The organism is Mesorhizobium sp. M0802, from assembly GCF_040320115.1.
In the GTDB taxonomy this organism is placed as follows: domain Bacteria; phylum Pseudomonadota; class Alphaproteobacteria; order Rhizobiales; family Rhizobiaceae; genus Mesorhizobium.
In genome coordinates this window covers 11,272-28,277 of the sequence record NZ_JAMYOY010000026.1, presented here as the reverse complement: position 1 = coordinate 28,277, position 17,006 = coordinate 11,272, and the positions used below count along the sequence as shown (strand labels likewise).

16 protein-coding genes are annotated in these 17,006 nt (G+C 63.9%); 14 read left to right on the top strand and 2 right to left on the bottom strand.

From position 1 onward, the window contains the following. The first annotated feature begins 16 nt into the window (after window positions 1–16). The 14 genes from NKI10_RS27445 to NKI10_RS27380 all read left to right on the top strand — a co-directional run bounded on the left by NKI10_RS27445 (window position 17) and on the right by NKI10_RS27380 (window position 13,654). Window positions 17–166: a hypothetical protein gene (locus tag NKI10_RS27445; RefSeq protein WP_352862378.1), complete on the top strand. Its 150-nt coding sequence runs from the start codon at window positions 17–19 to the stop codon at window positions 164–166. Continuing rightward, a complete protein-coding gene (locus NKI10_RS27440) occupies window positions 163–816 on the top strand; it encodes an alpha/beta hydrolase family protein (protein WP_352862377.1) in 654 nt (217 codons plus the stop codon). Before NKI10_RS27445 ends, NKI10_RS27440 begins: the two co-directional genes overlap by 4 nt. 63 nt (window positions 817–879) lie before the next feature. Next, window positions 880–1,650 carry an exodeoxyribonuclease III gene (locus NKI10_RS27435; protein WP_352862376.1) on the top strand — a complete coding sequence of 257 codons (771 nt, stop codon included), beginning with the start codon at window positions 880–882 and terminating at the stop codon, window positions 1,648–1,650. 106 nt (window positions 1,651–1,756) lie between these two features. Continuing rightward, window positions 1,757–3,364 (top strand): WD40 repeat domain-containing protein, encoded by a 1,608-nt coding sequence (locus NKI10_RS27430; protein ID WP_352862375.1) that lies wholly within the window; start codon window positions 1,757–1,759, stop codon window positions 3,362–3,364. Window positions 3,365–3,444: 80 nt separating this feature from the next. Then, complete coding sequence (locus NKI10_RS27425) at window positions 3,445–4,932, top strand: tetratricopeptide repeat protein (protein WP_352862374.1); 1,488 nt, start codon at window positions 3,445–3,447, stop codon at window positions 4,930–4,932. After that, a complete protein-coding gene (locus tag NKI10_RS27420; protein WP_352862373.1) occupies window positions 4,886–5,476 on the top strand; it encodes a tetratricopeptide repeat protein in 591 nt (196 codons plus the stop codon). Before NKI10_RS27425 ends, NKI10_RS27420 begins: the two co-directional genes overlap by 47 nt. A gap of 99 nt (window positions 5,477–5,575) precedes the next feature. Next, the gene (locus tag NKI10_RS27415) at window positions 5,576–7,351 is read left to right on the top strand and encodes an amidase (RefSeq protein ID WP_352862372.1); all 1,776 of its coding nucleotides are present in this window, start codon (window positions 5,576–5,578) and stop codon (window positions 7,349–7,351) included. Next, a complete protein-coding gene (locus NKI10_RS27410; protein WP_352862371.1) occupies window positions 7,348–7,584 on the top strand; it encodes a hypothetical protein in 237 nt (78 codons plus the stop codon). Before NKI10_RS27415 ends, NKI10_RS27410 begins: the two co-directional genes overlap by 4 nt. Before the next feature lie 79 nt (window positions 7,585–7,663). Beyond that, a complete protein-coding gene (locus NKI10_RS27405) occupies window positions 7,664–8,200 on the top strand; it encodes an isochorismatase family protein (protein ID WP_352862370.1) in 537 nt (178 codons plus the stop codon). A gap of 31 nt (window positions 8,201–8,231) precedes the next feature. After that, the gene (locus NKI10_RS27400; protein ID WP_352862369.1) at window positions 8,232–8,696 is read left to right on the top strand and encodes a GFA family protein; all 465 of its coding nucleotides are present in this window, start codon (window positions 8,232–8,234) and stop codon (window positions 8,694–8,696) included. Between the two features lie 266 nt (window positions 8,697–8,962). Further along, a complete protein-coding gene (locus NKI10_RS27395; RefSeq protein ID WP_031196975.1) occupies window positions 8,963–9,976 on the top strand; it encodes a LacI family DNA-binding transcriptional regulator in 1,014 nt (337 codons plus the stop codon). Beyond that, window positions 9,973–11,490: a sugar ABC transporter ATP-binding protein gene (locus NKI10_RS27390; protein ID WP_352862368.1), complete on the top strand. Its 1,518-nt coding sequence runs from the start codon at window positions 9,973–9,975 to the stop codon at window positions 11,488–11,490. The genes NKI10_RS27395 and NKI10_RS27390 overlap by 4 nt, the downstream gene beginning before the upstream one ends. Then, the gene (locus NKI10_RS27385; RefSeq protein ID WP_502897582.1) at window positions 11,490–12,542 is read left to right on the top strand and encodes an ABC transporter permease; all 1,053 of its coding nucleotides are present in this window, start codon (window positions 11,490–11,492) and stop codon (window positions 12,540–12,542) included. The genes NKI10_RS27390 and NKI10_RS27385 overlap by 1 nt, the downstream gene beginning before the upstream one ends. 128 nt (window positions 12,543–12,670) lie before the next feature. Beyond that, a complete protein-coding gene (locus NKI10_RS27380) occupies window positions 12,671–13,654 on the top strand; it encodes a substrate-binding domain-containing protein (RefSeq protein ID WP_352862367.1) in 984 nt (327 codons plus the stop codon). A 94-nt stretch (window positions 13,655–13,748) separates the two neighbouring features. Here NKI10_RS27380 and NKI10_RS27375 read toward each other — a convergent pair whose 3' ends face one another. Next, on the bottom strand, window positions 13,749–13,886 hold the full coding sequence (locus NKI10_RS27375) for a hypothetical protein (protein ID WP_155921578.1): 138 nt from the start codon (window positions 13,884–13,886) through the stop codon (window positions 13,749–13,751). Beyond that, the gene (locus NKI10_RS27370) at window positions 13,883–16,966 is read right to left on the bottom strand and encodes an ATP-binding protein (protein WP_352862366.1); all 3,084 of its coding nucleotides are present in this window, start codon (window positions 16,964–16,966) and stop codon (window positions 13,883–13,885) included. The genes NKI10_RS27375 and NKI10_RS27370 overlap by 4 nt, the downstream gene beginning before the upstream one ends. Window positions 16,967–17,006: the final 40 nt, after the last annotated feature.

The window sequence follows — 17,006 nt, the reverse complement described above, 5'->3', positions numbered from 1 at the left end:
CCCTCAAGGGGGGAGATTGGATGTCGCCATCGCTTTCGCCAATCACTATCGTCGCGAGGTCCGTGAGGCGCTGAAACTGCCAATCTCCACCCTTGAGGGGGAGATGTCCGGCAGGACAGAGGGGGGCGCGAAGGAACTCGGCCTTTACTGGCAGCGCACCCCATGACCGCCTTCCTCTTCGACGGTAACGAAACCGCCCCAGTCACCATCGTGTTGGCCCACGGCGCCGGCGCGTCGATGGATTCCCCCTCGATGACCGACACCGCCAAGGCGCTCGCCACAGCCGGCTTCCAGGTTGCGCGCTTCGAATTCCACTATATGGCGGCGCGACGCTATGGCCAGCGCAAGCCGCCGCCGCGTGCCGAGACGGTCAACCCGGAATACATCAAGGCAATCGCCGACCTCAGGGCGAGGGGCGTCACCGGGAAGCTGATCATCGGCGGCAAGTCGATGGGCGGGCGCGTCGCCTCGATGGTTGCCGACGAGATGTTCGCCAAGGGCGAGATTTCGGGCCTCGTCTGCCTCGGCTATCCCTTTCATCCGCCGGCCAAGCCCGAGCAACTCAGGACAAAACATCTCGCCGACCTCAAGACGCCGACGCTGATCTTCCAGGGCACCCGCGACGAGTTCGGCACGAAAGAAGAGGTCGGGACCTACGGCCTTTCCAAAGCCATCGAGGTGATCTGGCTGGAGGATGGCGACCACGACCTGAAGCCGCGCAAGAGCGTGTCGGGGTTTTCGACGGCGGATCATCTGAAGACGCTGGCAGAGACGGCGAAGGCATGGGCGGCAGGCCTATCGGCTTCGTCATCCTAGGGCGGAGCAAGGAGCGAAGCGACGCGCGCAGACCCTAGCGAGGGGCGCCCTCGGCATCAGAAAATGAAAATCGCCACCTTCAATATCAACAACGTCAACAGCCGGCTGCAAAACCTGCTGGCGTGGCTGGCGGCAGCCAAGCCCGATGTCGTCTGCCTGCAGGAGCTGAAGGCGCGCGACATGCAGTTTCCGCGCACGGCACTGGCCTACGCCGGCTATGGCGCGGTGTGGAAGGGCGAGCCGACCTGGAACGGCGTTGCCATACTGGCGCGAGGAGCCGAGCCGGTGCTGACCCGTGACGAACTGCCCGGCGATACCGCCGACAAGCAGAGCCGCTACATCGAGGCGGCGGTGTCGGGCGTCGTCATCGCCTGTCTCTACGCGCCCAACGGTAACCCGCAGCCGGGGCCGAAATTCCAGTACAAGCTGGCCTGGCATGAAAGGCTGGAGGCGCATGCCGCAGAACTCTTCGACACCGGCCTGCCGGTGGCGCTGGTCGGCGACTACAACATCGTGCCCGAGCCGCGCGACATCTACGCCACCCGCTCCTATGACGACAACGCGCTGGTGCAGCCGGAAAGCCGGGCGTCGTTCCAGCGTCTGCTCGAGCAGGGCTGGACCGATGCGCTCCGCAAGAAGCATCCGAAGGAAACGCTCTACACATTCTGGGATTATCGCCGCAACCGCTGGCCGCGCGATGCCGGGCTGCGGCTCGACCACATCTTGCTGTCGAAGAAACTGGCGCGCCGCCTCACCGCTGCCGGCATCGACCGCGATGTCAGAGGTGAGGACGGCGCCAGCGACCACGCGCCGGTATGGGTCGAATTGAAGTGAATTTGGCTGCGTGATCGCGCCCACTTTCGTGGGCGCAGTTTTGCACTATTTGTTTCGCTGCGGCGGCCGCATGATGAGCAAGGTGCGGCACCGGAGGGGGAGTCCGATGGACAGGTTGGCCGAAAGGCTGTTTGCGCTTCCGCTGCTGGCGGCCGCTTTGGCTTGTCTGGTGCGGGCGTATCTGCTGCTCGGCGACAGAGATTTCAGCTGGAGCGGGATCGATCACATGCTGCACGGCCCAGCCACGCTGCGACCGGTGGTGTTCCTGACCGTCGGCGGGCTTTGCCTGCTTGGCGCCCTGTTGTTCTGGGCCGGACTGCTGCCGGGTCGGCGAAGCCAGCCTGCTGGAACGCCGCTTTTTGGCCGCGACGCCGAGATCGACCCAAAGGGCCGCCCCGGTCTGCGGCGCGCCTTCCTCATGTTGCCGGTGCTCGCCGTGTTGGCGCTGCTGGCCGACCACTTCCCTTGGGCGCGTGACGCCGGCCCGGGCGCTGAGGTGGCCGCCCCGAACGAACCCAAAGCCGAGCCGAAGGACCAGGGCATCGACGGTGTCCCGCCGGACCTGGCGACGCCACCGGCCCCGCGGAGTTCGCCGCAGGTCACCATGCCGCCCGAGCCAACTCCGCCGGTGCAGGCAGCCAAACCGCCCGAGCCGGCGCAGCCTACGCCACCGGCTGCTCCCCCTCAGCCGCCACAAGTCGCACTCGCTCCGGCGACACCGCCACCGGAGACTGCTCCACCGCCGGCTCCGGCCACGCCACCGCAAACCGTCGCGCCGTTGCCGCCGCCTCCGCCGGCGCTGCCGACCGAGCCCGACGGCCACCGCGACGCCGTCGTCTGGCTCGCCGTCTCGGCCGATGGCCGCGACGTCATGAGCGCCAGCACCGACCACATGATCAAGCTCTGGGACATCGCCGGCAAGCGGCTGATCCGCAACCTTGGTGAACACAAGGACATGGCGCGCACGGCGCTGTTCATGCCCGACGGCGCAACCGCGCTGACCGCCGGCGACGATGGCGAGATCGTGCTGCGAAAGCTTGCCGACGGCGCGGTGCTGCATGTCTTCTCGTCGGGCGCGAATGGCGGCGTGCGCAAGCTGGCGATCAGCCCGGACGGCAAGCGCGCCGTCAGTGGCCACGACACCGGCAACGTCATCGTCTGGGATCTCGTCAACAAATCGGTGCTGCATGTGATGACCGGACATGACTGGCCGATCAGCACGGTCGCAATCTCGCCCGACGGCACGCGCGCGCTGAGCGGCTCCATCGACGGCACGCTGAAATTCTGGGACGTCGAAAGCGGCAAGCAATTGCGAAGCTGGCACGGCCACGAGCAGGGCACTTACGGCGCTGTCTTCACCGCCGACGGCCATCATGTCGTCACCGGCAGCGGCGACTACACGATCAAGCTCTGGGACCTCGACACGTTTAGGGAATTGCGCCGCTTCGAGGGTCACGAAGGCACCGTCTATACGCTGGCGCTGTCGGCCGACGGCAAGCGCTTGGCCTCCGGCTCGCTCGACGGCACGGCGCGGCTGTGGGATGTCGGCACCGGCGGCCAGACCGCCATGTTCGACAGCCGCACCGGCCCGATCTACGCCGTTGCCTTCGCCACCGACGGCACGCTGCTCACCGGCGGCGACGATCGCACCATCAGGGATTGGCCGGCGGCTGGCGGCGATGGCGAAATCCTGTTCGCCGGCGCACCGCAGTAGCGACATCAAATGCTTTGGATATTCCAGAACAGCCTGGCTTGCGCTATGGATTACTGGTGGCTGCAAATGGATTGGGGACGGTGAGCAACAACGACTGGGCGCCCAAAGTGGATACACCTGTCTACAGCCCGCCCTCGTCGCGTCGCCGAGGGGTCCTTACCGTCGTTGTGGTGTTGCTGGCGGCTTTTGTGCTGCTCGGTCCTGGCCGAAATTACTATGTGCAGTGGTCAGCGGCACAAAAGGGTGCAGCGGCTCTCCAGGCAAAGGATTATGCCGAGGTATTCCGTCAAATGAAGATCATGGCGGACGCTGGCAATGTTGACGCAAAAGGCCAGCTTGGTGCGCTGTACTGGCGCGGTGAGGGCGTGGCTCAGAACGACAGCCAGGCGGTGTATTGGTGGAAGAAATCCGCCGATGGCGGCAATGCGGAAGCCATAGCAGCACTGGGTCAGGCCTACCTTATGGGCAGGGGCGTTGAAAAGGACAGTCGGCTTGCCGAGAGTTTCTCACGAAAGGCCGCCGATAAACACAACATGAATGGGCAGTACCAGCTCGGCGTGTTGTACTGGCAGGGCCAAGGGGTCGCGCAAAGTTATGAGCAGGCGCTCTATTGGTGGCGCAAGGCGGGCGATCAGGGGAGCGGGGAGGCTGAATATTCTCTCGGCCAAGTCTATTTAAATGGCCAAGGGGTCGAAAGAAACGATCAACTGGCGTTGAAGTTTTCCAGGCAGTCAGCCGACAAGGGCAATGCGAACGCTCAGTACGCCCTCGGCGTCCTGTATGCGCAGGGTCGGGGTGTTGCGCAAAGCTTCGAGCAGGCTGCCTCATGGTGGCGCAAGGCGGCTGACCAAGGAAGCCTGGAGGCCGCTTTCTGTCTCGGACGCGCCTACTATCTTAACCAAGGCGTCAAGAAGGATGATCAGGCCGCCATAGTGTGGGTGAAAAAGGCAGCCGATCTGGGTGAGCCGAATGCCCAGGCTTTGCTGGGCACTTTGTACTCGCGGGGCCACGGCGTTGAGCAGGATGACCGCCTTGCGTTCGGGTGGTGGATGAAGGCCGCAACCACCGGTCTGACAGAAGCGCAATACGCGGTGCCGGCCGCTTATGGCCAGGGAAAAGGTACCCCTAGGGACGACGGCCAGGCGTTTGCGTGGATGAGCAAAGCCGCCAATCAGGGCTTTGTGTTCGCCCAGTCGAATCTGGGCGGATATTATTCGATGGGCCAAGGCGTCGAGAAGAGCGCCGAGCAGGCGGTCTATTGGTGGCGCAAGGCCGCGGAAGCGGGGAATGCCGAAGCCGGTGCCAATCTGGCCCGGGCGTATTCGCTCGGCGAAGGCGTGGGACGGGACGATGCGTTGGCCGCGACTTGGGCGCAAAAGGCGTCCGACGGGCGAAACGCCGACGCTCAATATATGCTTGGTATCCTCTACAGCCAGGGCCGCGGCGTTGCGCAAGACAATGATCTGGCCTTCCGATGGTGGATGAAGGCTGCTGTCCAAGGCCATGTGGTAGCGCAGTATAATGTCGGGGTTCGTGTATCGGGACGGGCAGGGCGTCGGGAAGGATGAAAGGCAGGCATTCGAGTGGCTGAGCAAGGCTGCCGACAAGGACAATGACCTTGCGCAGTTCGCTCTCGGTGGACTGTATTGGGATGGTCTAGGAGTAACGAAGGACCCCGTTCAGGCGGCAAGGCTCTGGCGCAAAGCCGCCGACCAGCGCAATGCATTCGCGCAGAAAGCGCTCGGCACAGCCTATTCCGAGGGTGCTGGCGTTGCGCAAAGCAGTGCGGATGCGGCGGGCTGGTGGCTCAAGGCGGCGCGGCAGGGAAATGTCGATGCCCAGCTCGCCTTAGCGTATGCCTCGGCCAACGGCGTGGGCATTGCCAGAGACGACAAGGCTGCCGAGTCCTGGTGGCTGGAAGCCGCAAAGGCCGGCAGCGTCGATGCCGAGTTCAGTCTGGGCTCGCTCTACTACCGCGGCGTCGATGGGAAACCAAACTACAAGGAAGCCGCCAAATGGTTCTTCAAGGCGGCAGGCCACGGCAGTTCCGGAGCCAAGACCTATCTCGACCTGATGAAGGAAAACGGCCAGCTCGACAGCAAGATGCTGTGAGCCGAGTGCATAAGCGTCGCCGTCACGCCTTTCGTTTGCGGCGTGACACTCGCATCGCACGATGCGAAGACTCATTTGCCGCTGCATCTCGAGAATCCCATGCCCAACCTCCAGCTCGTCGAAGCCACGATCGCCGACCTGCGCCGGGCGCTGGAGGCCGGCACCGTCACCAGCGTCGAGCTGGTGGGCGCTTATCTCAGGCGCATCGCGCATTACGACCGCCATGGCATCGCGCTCAATGCCGTGCCGGTGCTTAACCCGGCAATGTTCGAGGAGGCGGCGGCGTCCGACCTGCGGCGGCGCAATGGTGCCACCCTCGGGCCGCTCGACGGCATCCCCTACACCGCCAAGGACAGCTATAAGGTGAAGGGCCTGACGGTGGCCGCCGGCTCGCCCGCCTTCGAGCATCTCGTCGCCAACGAGGACGCTTTCACCATTGCCAGGCTGAGGGCCGGTGGTGCTGTGCTGATCGGGCTGACCAACATGCCGCCTATGGCCAATGGCGGCATGCAGCGTGGTGTCTATGGCCGCGCCGAGAGCCCCTACAATGCCGACTATTTGACCGCCGCCTTCGCTTCCGGCTCGTCCAACGGCTCGGGCACGGCCACCGCCGCCAGCTTCGCCGCCTTCGGGCTGAGCGAGGAGACATGGTCTTCCGGCCGCGCGCCGGCGTCCAACAATGCACTTGTCGCCTACACGCCGTCGCGCGGCGTCATTTCGGTCAGGGGCAACTGGCCGCTGGTGCCGACCATGGATGTGGTGGTGCCGCACACGCGCGGCATTGCCGACATGCTGGAGTTGCTGGATGTGATCGTCGCCGACGATGCGGAGACGCGCGGCGATTTCTGGCGTGTGCAGCCTTGGGTGTCGATCGCGAAAAGCGCTGCTCTCAGGCCGCCAAGCTACACTGCGCTCCAACTGCAAGGCTCATTACAAGGCAAACGCCTCGGCGTGCCGAAAATGTATATTGGCCGCGACGGCGGCGCGCCCAAACCCATCGAGACCCGCGCCTCGGTGCTCGACCTCTGGCGGCAGGCGGCGCGTGACCTGGAAATGCTCGGCGCGGAGGTGGTCGAGGTCGATTTCCCCGTCGTCTCGAACTATGAGCGCGACCGTCCGGGCACAAAAACCATGGTCGAACGCGGGCTGGTGCCGGAAGCCTTTGCAGAGCGCGAAATCTGGGATCTCTGCATCTGGGGCTGGGACGATTTCCTGCGCGCAAATGCCGATCCGGCGATCCCCGATCTGGCTGCGGTCGACGGCCCAAAGATTTTCCCGCAGCCGCCGGGCGCGCTGCCGGACCGCTATGGCGATGACGGTTTCGATCTGGCGGACTATGTCACACGCGCCAAACAGGGCGTGACGCCATTGCTGGATATTCCAACGCTGGCGGAAGGTCTGAAGGGATTGGAGGCGACGCGGCGCATCGACTTCGAGGACTGGCTGGACGCGAACCGGCTCGACGCCGTCGTGCTGCCGGCGGTCGCCGATGTCGGCCCGGCCGATGCCGACGTCAACGAGACCTCTGCAGCAATCGCCTGGCGCAACGGCACCTGGGTTGCCAACGGCAATCTGGTGTGGCGTCATCTCGGCATTCCGACCGTCACCGTGCCGATGGGAACGATGGCCGATATCGGCATGCCGGTCGGGCTGACCTTTGCGGGCAAGGCCTATGATGATGCGGAGTTGCTGCGGCTCGCCGGCGATTACGAGCGCGCCACCCAACGCCGCACCAGCCCGCCGCGCACGCCGGAATTGCCGGACGATGTGTTTGCGGGCGGCCTGGTGGATTGCGGGCCAGCGATGCGCCGGCGCCGAGGCTTACGCTTGTTGCCGAGACGACGCGGCGAGGAGACCAGGCCGAGATCGCCGTGACGGTTGAACTCGATGCGGAGACCGCTGGCGTCAAGGTTCACGTCAATGGCGAACCGGTCGCTCTGCGGCGCAGCGGCACAAGCTTTCACGGTCGCATCCTGGTGCCCGCCGGCGAGCACGAAAGAATGCACAGTGTGTGGCGAGGCGCTTACGGCTCGATCGTTACGGCCGTCATCCGGCTGGAGGATGGACGCACGGCTGGTGCTTACGTGGTCGCGGGTGGAATCGGGTGAGGTACATGTAATCTCCCCAAGGGGGAGATCAGCAGCTTCGCCGTCTTGACCCTCCCATCGCCCGCGTTATCTTCTCGCCATGCCAAACCTCGCTCCCCTCATCGTCATCGATCTCCAGACCAACATGTTCGACGGGCGCGTCGAGCCGCCGATCCATGATGCGCCGGGCATAGCCGAGCGTACCCGCTCATTGATCGACTGGGCACGGCGCAGCGGGCGAAAAATCGCGTTCGTGCGGCATGACGGGCCGGCCGGCGATCCGCTGGCGCCGGGCGAGCCGGGTTGGCCGGTATGGCCGGAACTCGGCCAGGCCAAGGACGAGCCGACATTCTCCAAGACCGTCCGCAACGCATTCTCGAATGCCGAGCTTGGCGCCTGGGTGGCCGGGCAGTGGGCCGGCGAAGTCGTGCTCGCCGGAGCGCAAACCGATTTCTGCATCGCCGGCACCGTCAAGGGCGCCCTGGCCGAGGGCCTCGGCGTCACTGTCGTTTCCGATGCGCACTCGACGCTGGACACTGAAGGCGAAACCGCGACCGAGATCATCGCCCGGTACAATGCTGATTTCACCGATGCCGGCGTCACGCTGGTGACGACGAAGGCGCTGACCGGCGACTGAAGCACCGCGCTTCGAAGAGTGGGAGACTGCCGTGCCAACCCTGAAATTGCCGGCCGAAGGCGGATGCCGCTGCGGACGCGTGCGGCTCAAGATTTCCGCAAAGCCGCTTTTGACCATGGCTTGTCATTGCACCGGCTGCCAGACCATGTCGGCCAGCGCCTATTCGCTAAGCGCCGCCATTCGCTCCGACGGCTTCGAGATCACGCTAGGCGAGCCGGTGATCGGCGGGCTGCACGGCGCCTCGAAACATTTCTTCTGCCCACATTGCATGAGCTGGATGTTCACGCGCCCCGAAGGGCTCGACTGGTTCGTCAATCTGCGTCCGACCATGCTCGACGAGCCCGGCTGGTTCACGCCGTTCATCGAGACATGGACCAGCGAGAAGCTGCCCTGGGCGACGACGCCTGCGGTGCACAGTTACGAGGCGCTGCCGGCCTTTGAGGAATATGAGCGGCTGGTGGCGGAGTTTGCTGAAACCGCGAGTCTCCCCACTTGAGGGGGAGATGGCCGGCAGGCCAGAGGGGGTCGCATCGCGTGAAGCGCCAACCTCCATCTGCCGCAGGAGGCCGAGCCTAGTCGAACCGACCCCCTCTGTCGCCTTCGGCGACATCTCCCCCTCGAGGGGGGAGATAAGCCCCGCTAAAAATTTGCATCGAATCGATTGCGCAAACGTTTCGATGGCCCTAAGCTCCCTTGAAATCCGCCATCAGAGCGGATGGGAAACGCATACTAGGGAGGAGCGCTTGCAGGCGCTGATATGTCTTGCCGACAATGGCTGAAGTGGCGCGGCGCGCCGGTGTGTCGGTGTCGACCGTCTCGCATGTCGTCAACAACACGCGCTTCGTTTCGCTGGAAAAGGCGAGGCTGATCAACGACGCCATTGCCGCCATGGGCTACCAGCCCAACGAGCTGGCGCGCTCGCTGAAGGCCTCGACCACCAACAGCGTCGGCTTGGCGATCTCGGCGATCTCCAACCCTTATTTCACCGACATCATCTGCGCGGTCGAGGCCGAATGCGCGCGGCTCGGGCTGATGGTCTTCCTGTCGGACACCCAGGAAGATCCCGACCGCGAACTGCAGGTGGTGCGCGCTTTTCATCAGCGCCGCGTCGACGGCGTCATCCTGGCGCCGTCGGGCTCGCCGCAGCGGGCCATCGACTATCTCGCCGACAAGAAGATGCCATGCGTTCTGATCGACCGTTTCGCCGACCAGCGCTTCGACCAGATCGGCGTCGAGAACGAAACGTCGATGCGCGCGCTGATCGACCATGTCGCCTCTTTCGGCCACAAGCGCATCGGCTATATCGCCGGACAGCCGGGCCTGACGACGACGCGCGAGCGCATCGAGGCGTTCCAGGCTTCGCTCGCCGCCAATGGACTTGAGTGCGTGCCGCACTATCTCTCGGCCGAGAATGTCGACACGGCGGCGGCGACCGCATCCACCCACGCCATCCTGTCGCTGCCGTCGCCACCAACCGCACTGGTCACCGGCAACAACATGACGACGATCGGAGCCGTCCGCGCCATCCGCGAAAAAGGCCTCAGCATTCCGGGCGATCTGTCGCTGGCCGGCTTCGACGATTTCGAATGGGCCGATTGTTTCGAGCCGCGGCTGACGCTGGTGGCGCAGCCCTGCACCGAGATCGGCAGGCAGGCGGCGGCGCTACTCAGCGCCCGCATCGCGGCGACCGGTTCAGAGCCACGTTCGGTGCGGCTGCAGGCGACTCTGCGGGCGCGAGCCTCCTGCGGAAGGCCGACCCACACGAGGCTCACATGACCGCGCCGATGCTGGTAATGACCGGCGCCGTCAAACGCTTCGGCGGCGTGCAGGCGCTGCGCGGCGTCGACTTCGACCTCAAGGCCGGCGAAATCCATGCGCTGCTCGGCGAGAACGGCGCCGGCAAGTCGACGCTGATGAACCTTTTGTCGGGCGTCTACACGCCGGACGAAGGCATGATCGAGATCGACGGCAAACCCGTGCGCTTCAACAACCCGCGCGAGGCGCAAGCGGCAGGCATCGCCACCATCTTCCAGGAGCTCGACCTGGTGCCGTCGCTGGATGTCGCGGCCAATCTTTTCCTCGGCCGCGAACTGATGCGTCCGGGCGGCTTCCTCGAAGTGCCGGCAATGCGCCGCGAGGCCAAGAAGCGGCTGGAGGCGATCGAGATCGCCATCGATCCGGCTGCCATGGTCGCCGATCTGTCGATCGGCCAGCGCCAGGTGGTGGCGATCGTCAAGGCGCTGTCTTACGCCTCGCGCGTGCTGATCATGGACGAGCCGACGGCCGCACTTACCGTCGGCGAAGTCGAGCGGCTGTTCGACATCATGCGCAAGCTCGCCGCCACCGGCGTCGGCATCGTCTACATCTCGCACCGGCTGGAGGAGGTGCCAGGGATTGCCGACCGGGTGACGGTGATGCGCGACGGCCGCGTTGCCGGCATCACCGAGCCGCACGCGCCGCAGGCCGAGCTAGTCAGGCTGCTGGTCGGACGTCCCCTGGACGAGATCTATCCTCAGCGCGCCAAAGCGGCGGGCAAGCCGCTGCTCAGCCTGAGGAACGCCAGCTTCAAGCTCGCCCGCGACAGCGCCGGCTGGCAGGCGCCGCAAGGCGTTTCGCTCGATGTCCATGAAGGCGAGATCGTCGGTCTTGCCGGCATCATGGGGGCAGGGCGCACCGAGCTGCTGTCCGCCCTCTACGGCACCGGCCTGTCCGGCCGCTGGGAGGGCGAGGTCGCCATATCGGGCAAGCCGGTGAAACTAGATTCGATCAGCGCTGCCCGCCACGCCGGCATCGCCTTCGTCACCGACGATCGCAGGGGCTCGGGCCTGATGCTGCGCATGGCGGTCGGCCTCAACCTGGTGATGTCGGTCATATCCCGAATCTCGCCGAACTGGCTGGTCTCGCCGCGCCGCCAGGCCGAGGCGGTGAAGGAATCCTTCGGCCAGTTCGATATCCGGCCGAAGAACCCCGATATCGCCGTCGGCGCGCTGTCTGGCGGCAACCAGCAGAAGGTGGTGCTGGCCAAGGAGATCCTCGGCAATCCGCGCCTGTTGCTTCTCGACGAGCCGACACGCGGCGTCGATGTCGGCGCCAAGGGCGAGATCTACCAGCGGCTCAGGGCACTCGCCGCGCAGGGGCTGGGCATTCTGGTGGCGTCCAGCGAGATGCCGGAGCTGATCGGTCTGTGTGACCGCATCGTGGTGCTGCGCCAGGGGCGCAATGTGGCGGAATTCTTGGGCGGCGTCGACGAGCACACGGTGCTGGCCGCGGCTAACGGCAGGGAGGCCTGATGTCTCAGGACAACAATCCAGTGGCAGCGAGCCCGGTGATGGCGCCGCCTCAAAAGCATCGCGACCCGCTGGCGCTCATCGTGCGCTTCCAGAGCCTGATCGGCTTGGTGCTGGTGGCGATCGGCGGCATCATCTTCTCGCCGCGCCGCCATGGCGAGATCCTGTTCCTCAACCCCGACAACATCGCCAACATCGTACGCGCCGTGTCGGAGACGGGCATCATCGCCATCGGCATGACCTTCGTCATCATCACCGCCGGCATCGACCTGTCGGTCGGCGCGGTGCTTGGCCTGTCCAGCGTCGTCACCGCCTCTATGATGATCTCCGGCGGCTTCGGCCTGATCCCCACCATCCTCGCCGTGCTCGCTTTGGGCATCGTCTTCGGCGCCATACAGGGCACCATCTCGACGCGTTTCAGGCTGGAACCGTTCATCGTCACGCTGGCCGGCCTGCAGGCCGCGCGCGGCTTGGCGCTGGTCGTCTCCGGCAACCAGTACATCAACATTTCCTACGGCGAAGGGCCGGGCCTGGCGCCGCCGGTGTTCGCCGTGCTGGGCGAGCGGCTGTTCAACAACACCGTGCCGGTGGCGACGCTTGTGTTCGTCGTCTTTGCCGCGATCGCCACCATCGTGCTCAACACCACGCGCTTTGGCCGCTATGTCTTTGCCGTCGGCGGCAATGAGCGCGCCGCGCGCATATCCGGCGTGCCGGTGGCGATGGTAAAAATCTCGGTCTACGCCATCACCGGCTTTGCCGCTGCCCTTGCCGGCATCGTCCATGCCGGCCAGTTCAATTTCGGCAGCGCCAATGACGGCATGGGCTATGAGCTGACGGCCATCGCCGCCGTGGTCATCGGCGGCACCAGCCTGTTCGGCGGCGCCGGCTCGATGGTCGGCACCGTCGCCGGCACCATCATGCTGGGCGCGCTCGCCAACATCCTGCAGCTCAACAACATCACGCCCGCCATGCAGCTGCTCGCGACCGCCGCGATCATCGTCCTGGCGGCAGTGCTTCAATCCCTCGTTCGCCGCCGCGAGGGGTTGGGTCGTTAGTGCATGTCGCGCAAAAGTGACATCGGTTTTGCGATGACGACATGCACAAACAAACAAGGAGGAGACGGCAACACGTGAACGTCAAACCAAGGTCTGGCCCCCCGGCCAGACGAGGAGGAGAGTGAGTTATGAAAACGACACTAAGAGGATCGACCCTCAAGGCCGTGCTGCTGGCCGGCGCCGGCCTGTGCATTGCAGACTCCGCTTACGCCGCCGAGCCGCTGGTGAAAGCCTGCGCCAAGGACGGCCAGTTCGTCATCGGCTTTTCGCAGGCCAACAATGCCGAGCCCTACCGCCAGCACGTCAATGACGAGCTGGAGGCGGCCGCCAAGGAAGTGCCTGGTTTCACGCTGCAGATCGCCGACGGCGCCGGCAACGTCAACACGCAGACCTCGCAGGTCGACAATTTCATCACCCAGAAGGTCGACATCCTCCTGATCTCGCCCTTCGAGGCCGCACCGCTGACGCCGGCGGTGAAGCGCGCCATGGATGCCGGCATCCCGGTCATCGAGCTTGACCGCAAGACGGTCGGCGACCCCGGCAAGGACTACACCGCCTTCATCGGCGGCGACAATTTCAAGATCGCCGAGGAAGCCGGCAAATACACCGCCAAGACGCTGCTGCCCGATGGCGGCGAGGCGGCGGTGCTGCAAGGCCTGCCGAGCTCGACGCCGGCCGTCGAGCGCCTCAACGGCTTCAAGGAAGGCGTGAAGGGCAACCCGAAGGTCCAGATCGTCGCCGAGCAGGCCGCCGACTGGGTGCCGGACAAAGCGCAGGTCGCCTTCGCCGCCATGCTGCAGGCGCACCCCGACATCAAGGTGCTCTACGCCTCCAACGACATGATGGCCGCCGGCGCGCTGCTCGCCGCCAAGGGCGCGGGCAAGGACGTCAAGATCATCGGCACCGATGGCCTGCCGGGCCCGGCCGGCGGCATTGAGGCCGTCGCCAAGGGCGACTGGGTCGCAACCTTCACCTACCCAACGGGCGCCAAGGAAGCGATCGAAATGTCGAAAAAGATCCTGCTCGATTGCGCCACCGAGGTGGACAAGACGGTGACGGTGGAAACCACCGCGATCACGGCCGAGAATGCCAAGCAGCTGATGGGGAAGTGAGGGGGCTACGCTCAGCACTGAGGTTGAAAGCAAGGCCCCAGGAGGGGCCTTGTTGCGTTGCGGCGAGCTACGGGTGAATGGCCGCTGCCGGCCTTCAGATCAATGCCATCGCTACCCGTAAGCGGACGTTGGTCTGCTTTAAACCGTAAGTTGCGGCTGCGCCGGGGATCGTGATGTTGCCGAATCCGCGCTCGTCGAGATTGCCGGCAGAACGTGATGCGTCGTTAATCACTCAATGTCTGCTGCGATGAACCAATCGTTGATCTCCCGCAATTCCGCACGCGCCTCTTCGAATCTACCCTGTGACCGCAATAGCTTTGCCAGACTATTGGTCGCCTGCAACTCCCAACTCCTAGCGCGCTGCTGCCGCGCAAAGGCAATAGCCTCGCGGAAAGAAGCCTCTGCCGCTCTGTCTCCGACTCCATTTGCAAGTTCGATCTCGCCGCGAATGCGAAGCAAGGCAGCTGTAAAGTAATGCTCGCCAATCTTTTCGGCCTCGCGCAGACCTTTCTCGACGGTCTCTGCCGCTATATCGAATTGTCCAGAGTTAATGAAAGCTTTGGCCAGTAAGCCTAAATAACACGATTTGTCGACTTCCTGATCTTCAAGGTCACTCTCGGTCAATGCCATCATATGGCTTCCCACCAGACTGTCATCGAGGCTTGATGCAGCCAAGCCACCAAAAAAGCGCGCCACCCGTGTCCAGAGGTTGAAACCGTTTTCCTGCGCTAATGGCAGAAGTTCATCCGCCAGCCGAGCGATATCCCTGCTCTCTTCGCGGAAGGCGAACAACACACACCCGTTTCCCAAGCAGGCGGCCAAGCGATAGGCGGATTGCTGCCGAACGGTCGCCTCCGCCTCGAGGTAGAGTTTCAGCGCTTGACGGCGATACCCCAGAATATGCAAGGTCCACGAAAGGTAGATCATGGCCATACTCGGAAAGTCGCTGCCGACCTCGTCTGCACTGCCCTTGTGGCTGAGAGCGCGCTCAAGATATTGCCGAGCCTCCGCCAACTCACCCTGACAGAACAGACTCATGCCCTTAAACTGCAGACCTATAACGAGCGCGTTTAGGTAGCCGCCCTCCTCGCCGACTCGAATTAATTCATCACTGGCCGCGAGGGCCTTACCAAACTGGCCCGAGTTGAAATGGGTACCGAAAAGCCCGTCGAGTGCCCTAATCGTCGCCTCCAGTTCGCCAAGCTTCCCGCTCAGCGCTATGGCCCGCTGATACGCGGCACTGCCTTCGCCCGTCACGTAGCCGAGCGCAGCGTACAGAACGTCGCCCAGTTCCAGTTCGAAGCGAAGCAACCTGCGGCTACGATCGTCGGAGTCAGGCAAGAGTTTCGCTGCTTCAAGCCCTTTCCTGAAGATACGCACTGCGTCAACTTTCGCCCAAGTCTTGGCGGCCTTCAGCCCTGCCTGCAGCCAGTAGTCAGCGGCGCGATCGAACAGACCGGCGTCGGCGAAATGCTCAGCGAGCACTTCGGGATAGGCAAAGCCCGCGTTGGGGTCGCGCAGCTCGATGCATTCGGCAATCGATTTGTGAATCTGTTGCGCACGTTCGTGCAGCATCGTGCCTCTAGCGGCCTGCTGGAGCAGCACGTGGGTGAACGAAAAGCCTGCTCCGGCCGTCCCTCGCTCGGCTACGATCAGCCCTGTGCGCATCAGCTCACCAACCGCAGCGCGCAACTCCGCTTCAGGCCAATCACAAATTTCGCGCAGCATGTCGAAATCGAATTCGCGGCCGATCGCCGCCGCGACCTGCGCGACTTCCTTGGCGGTCCCCAGCCTGTCGAGACGGGCAAGCAACGAGAACTGCAGAGAGTTTGGAATGTTGTTCGTGAGTGACAGACGCTTGGGCTGCGATACGTCTAGGCGCAACCCTGTTTCGACCACGCTTCGAGTAAGCTCTTCGATATAGAGCGGGACGCCTTCACCGCGATCGAGCACCGCTGCTACGTCAGCAGCGAGCGCATTCGGACTAATGTCATGGACAATCGCTTCAGCGTCCGCTCGGCTGAGCGCTTCAAGCCTGATATGGTGCCCGTCAGGGCCGTCGACCCATGGAACGCTTGCGTTGTTCCTGCTCGACACAAGCAAGAGGGCGGGTGTCGAAGCCAGGCTGGCGACGATTTTTTCGAGAAGGTCGCGCGAGGTCGCATCGGCCCATTGCTCATCCTCGAACAAGATCAGGATCGGGGTAGTTCGCGCCAAATAACTGACCAGATCGATGAATGCTTGCTCGGCAATGTTGCGCTGTCGTTCGGCACTTGTCCCTTCAAGCCTGTCCGGCATTGTCGTCGGCATCCCGAGCAGGCCTGAGAAGATCGCCAGCGCGATGTCGCTGGACACCGAGCCTATCGACAATCCGTTGCGGAGCTTTCGAAGCTTTTCTTCCGTTGAGTCACCGTCCTCGATCGTTGCAATCCTCTGCAACTCTGCGAGGAATGGATAAAGGGTGCTGTTCTCAAAGGTCGGAGAACATTGCATGGTCAGTTGCGGAAAGCTGCGCAGACGCTGCTGGATTTCGTTGAGCAACCGGGACTTGCCGATTCCCGACTCCCCCGAGACCAACACGGCATTGCCACGCCTGTCGCGCACGACAGTCTCCCAGTGCTCCATCAGCAGTCGCAATTCGGCGTTGCGGCCGCACAGCTTGGTCATACGCGCCCGCTTTGCAAAGCGGGTCGGCACCATGCGCGCCCTTTGCACCTGCCAAACCTGGACTGGCGCGGCGAATCCCTTCAGCTCATGTTTGCCGAACCCGGTGAAATCAACCGCGCCGCTTGCGGCCTCGAAGGTCGCCGCGTCGACAAGGATCGTATTCGGCTTGGCCAGTACCTGCAGCCGTGCCGCTAGATGGGCGACGTGACCGAAGGCGACGGTGGATACACCGCTCGGTGCGCCGACGAACTCACCCACCACGACTTGGCCGCTCGCGATACCCATCCTCACTTGCAACGGATATCCCAGATTTGCGGAGATGGTGGCCACCGCATCAACGATCTCGAGCGCGGCCAGCACCGCGAACTCGCTGTCGTCCTCACCAGCTGTTGGATAGCCGAAATAGGCCTGAATAGCATCGCCGATGTAACTAGCCGTCACGCCCTTGCGGCGCCGGACGACGCTGCTGCAGGTCTGTAGAAAGCTCTCAATCAGGTGTTGGAAATCCTCGGGATCCAGGCGGTCGGCATATTCGGTTGACCCCACCATGTCGCAGAACAGGATGGTGAGATAACGCCGTTCCGCAACAGGTTTCGCCGGATTGCCGGGCAAAATGGGGCTAGCCAATGGAACCGGCGTGGTCACGCTCCGGGACCCTCCTTAGTGCGGCGACCATGTAGCACCC

Coding starts and splice junctions, on each gene's coding strand:
- NKI10_RS27440 (WP_352862377.1), top strand. CDS start 163: ATGACCGCCTTCCTCTTCGACGGTAACGAAACCGCCCCAGTCACCATC.
- NKI10_RS27435 (WP_352862376.1), top strand. CDS start 880: ATGAAAATCGCCACCTTCAATATCAACAACGTCAACAGCCGGCTGCAA.
- NKI10_RS27430 (WP_352862375.1), top strand. CDS start 1,757: ATGGACAGGTTGGCCGAAAGGCTGTTTGCGCTTCCGCTGCTGGCGGCC.
- NKI10_RS27420 (WP_352862373.1), top strand. CDS start 4,886: ATGTCGGGGTTCGTGTATCGGGACGGGCAGGGCGTCGGGAAGGATGAA.
- NKI10_RS27415 (WP_352862372.1), top strand. CDS start 5,576: ATGCCCAACCTCCAGCTCGTCGAAGCCACGATCGCCGACCTGCGCCGG.
- NKI10_RS27405 (WP_352862370.1), top strand. CDS start 7,664: ATGCCAAACCTCGCTCCCCTCATCGTCATCGATCTCCAGACCAACATG.
- NKI10_RS27390 (WP_352862368.1), top strand. CDS start 9,973: ATGACCGCGCCGATGCTGGTAATGACCGGCGCCGTCAAACGCTTCGGC.
- NKI10_RS27385 (WP_502897582.1), top strand. CDS start 11,490: ATGTCTCAGGACAACAATCCAGTGGCAGCGAGCCCGGTGATGGCGCCG.
- NKI10_RS27380 (WP_352862367.1), top strand. CDS start 12,671: ATGAAAACGACACTAAGAGGATCGACCCTCAAGGCCGTGCTGCTGGCC.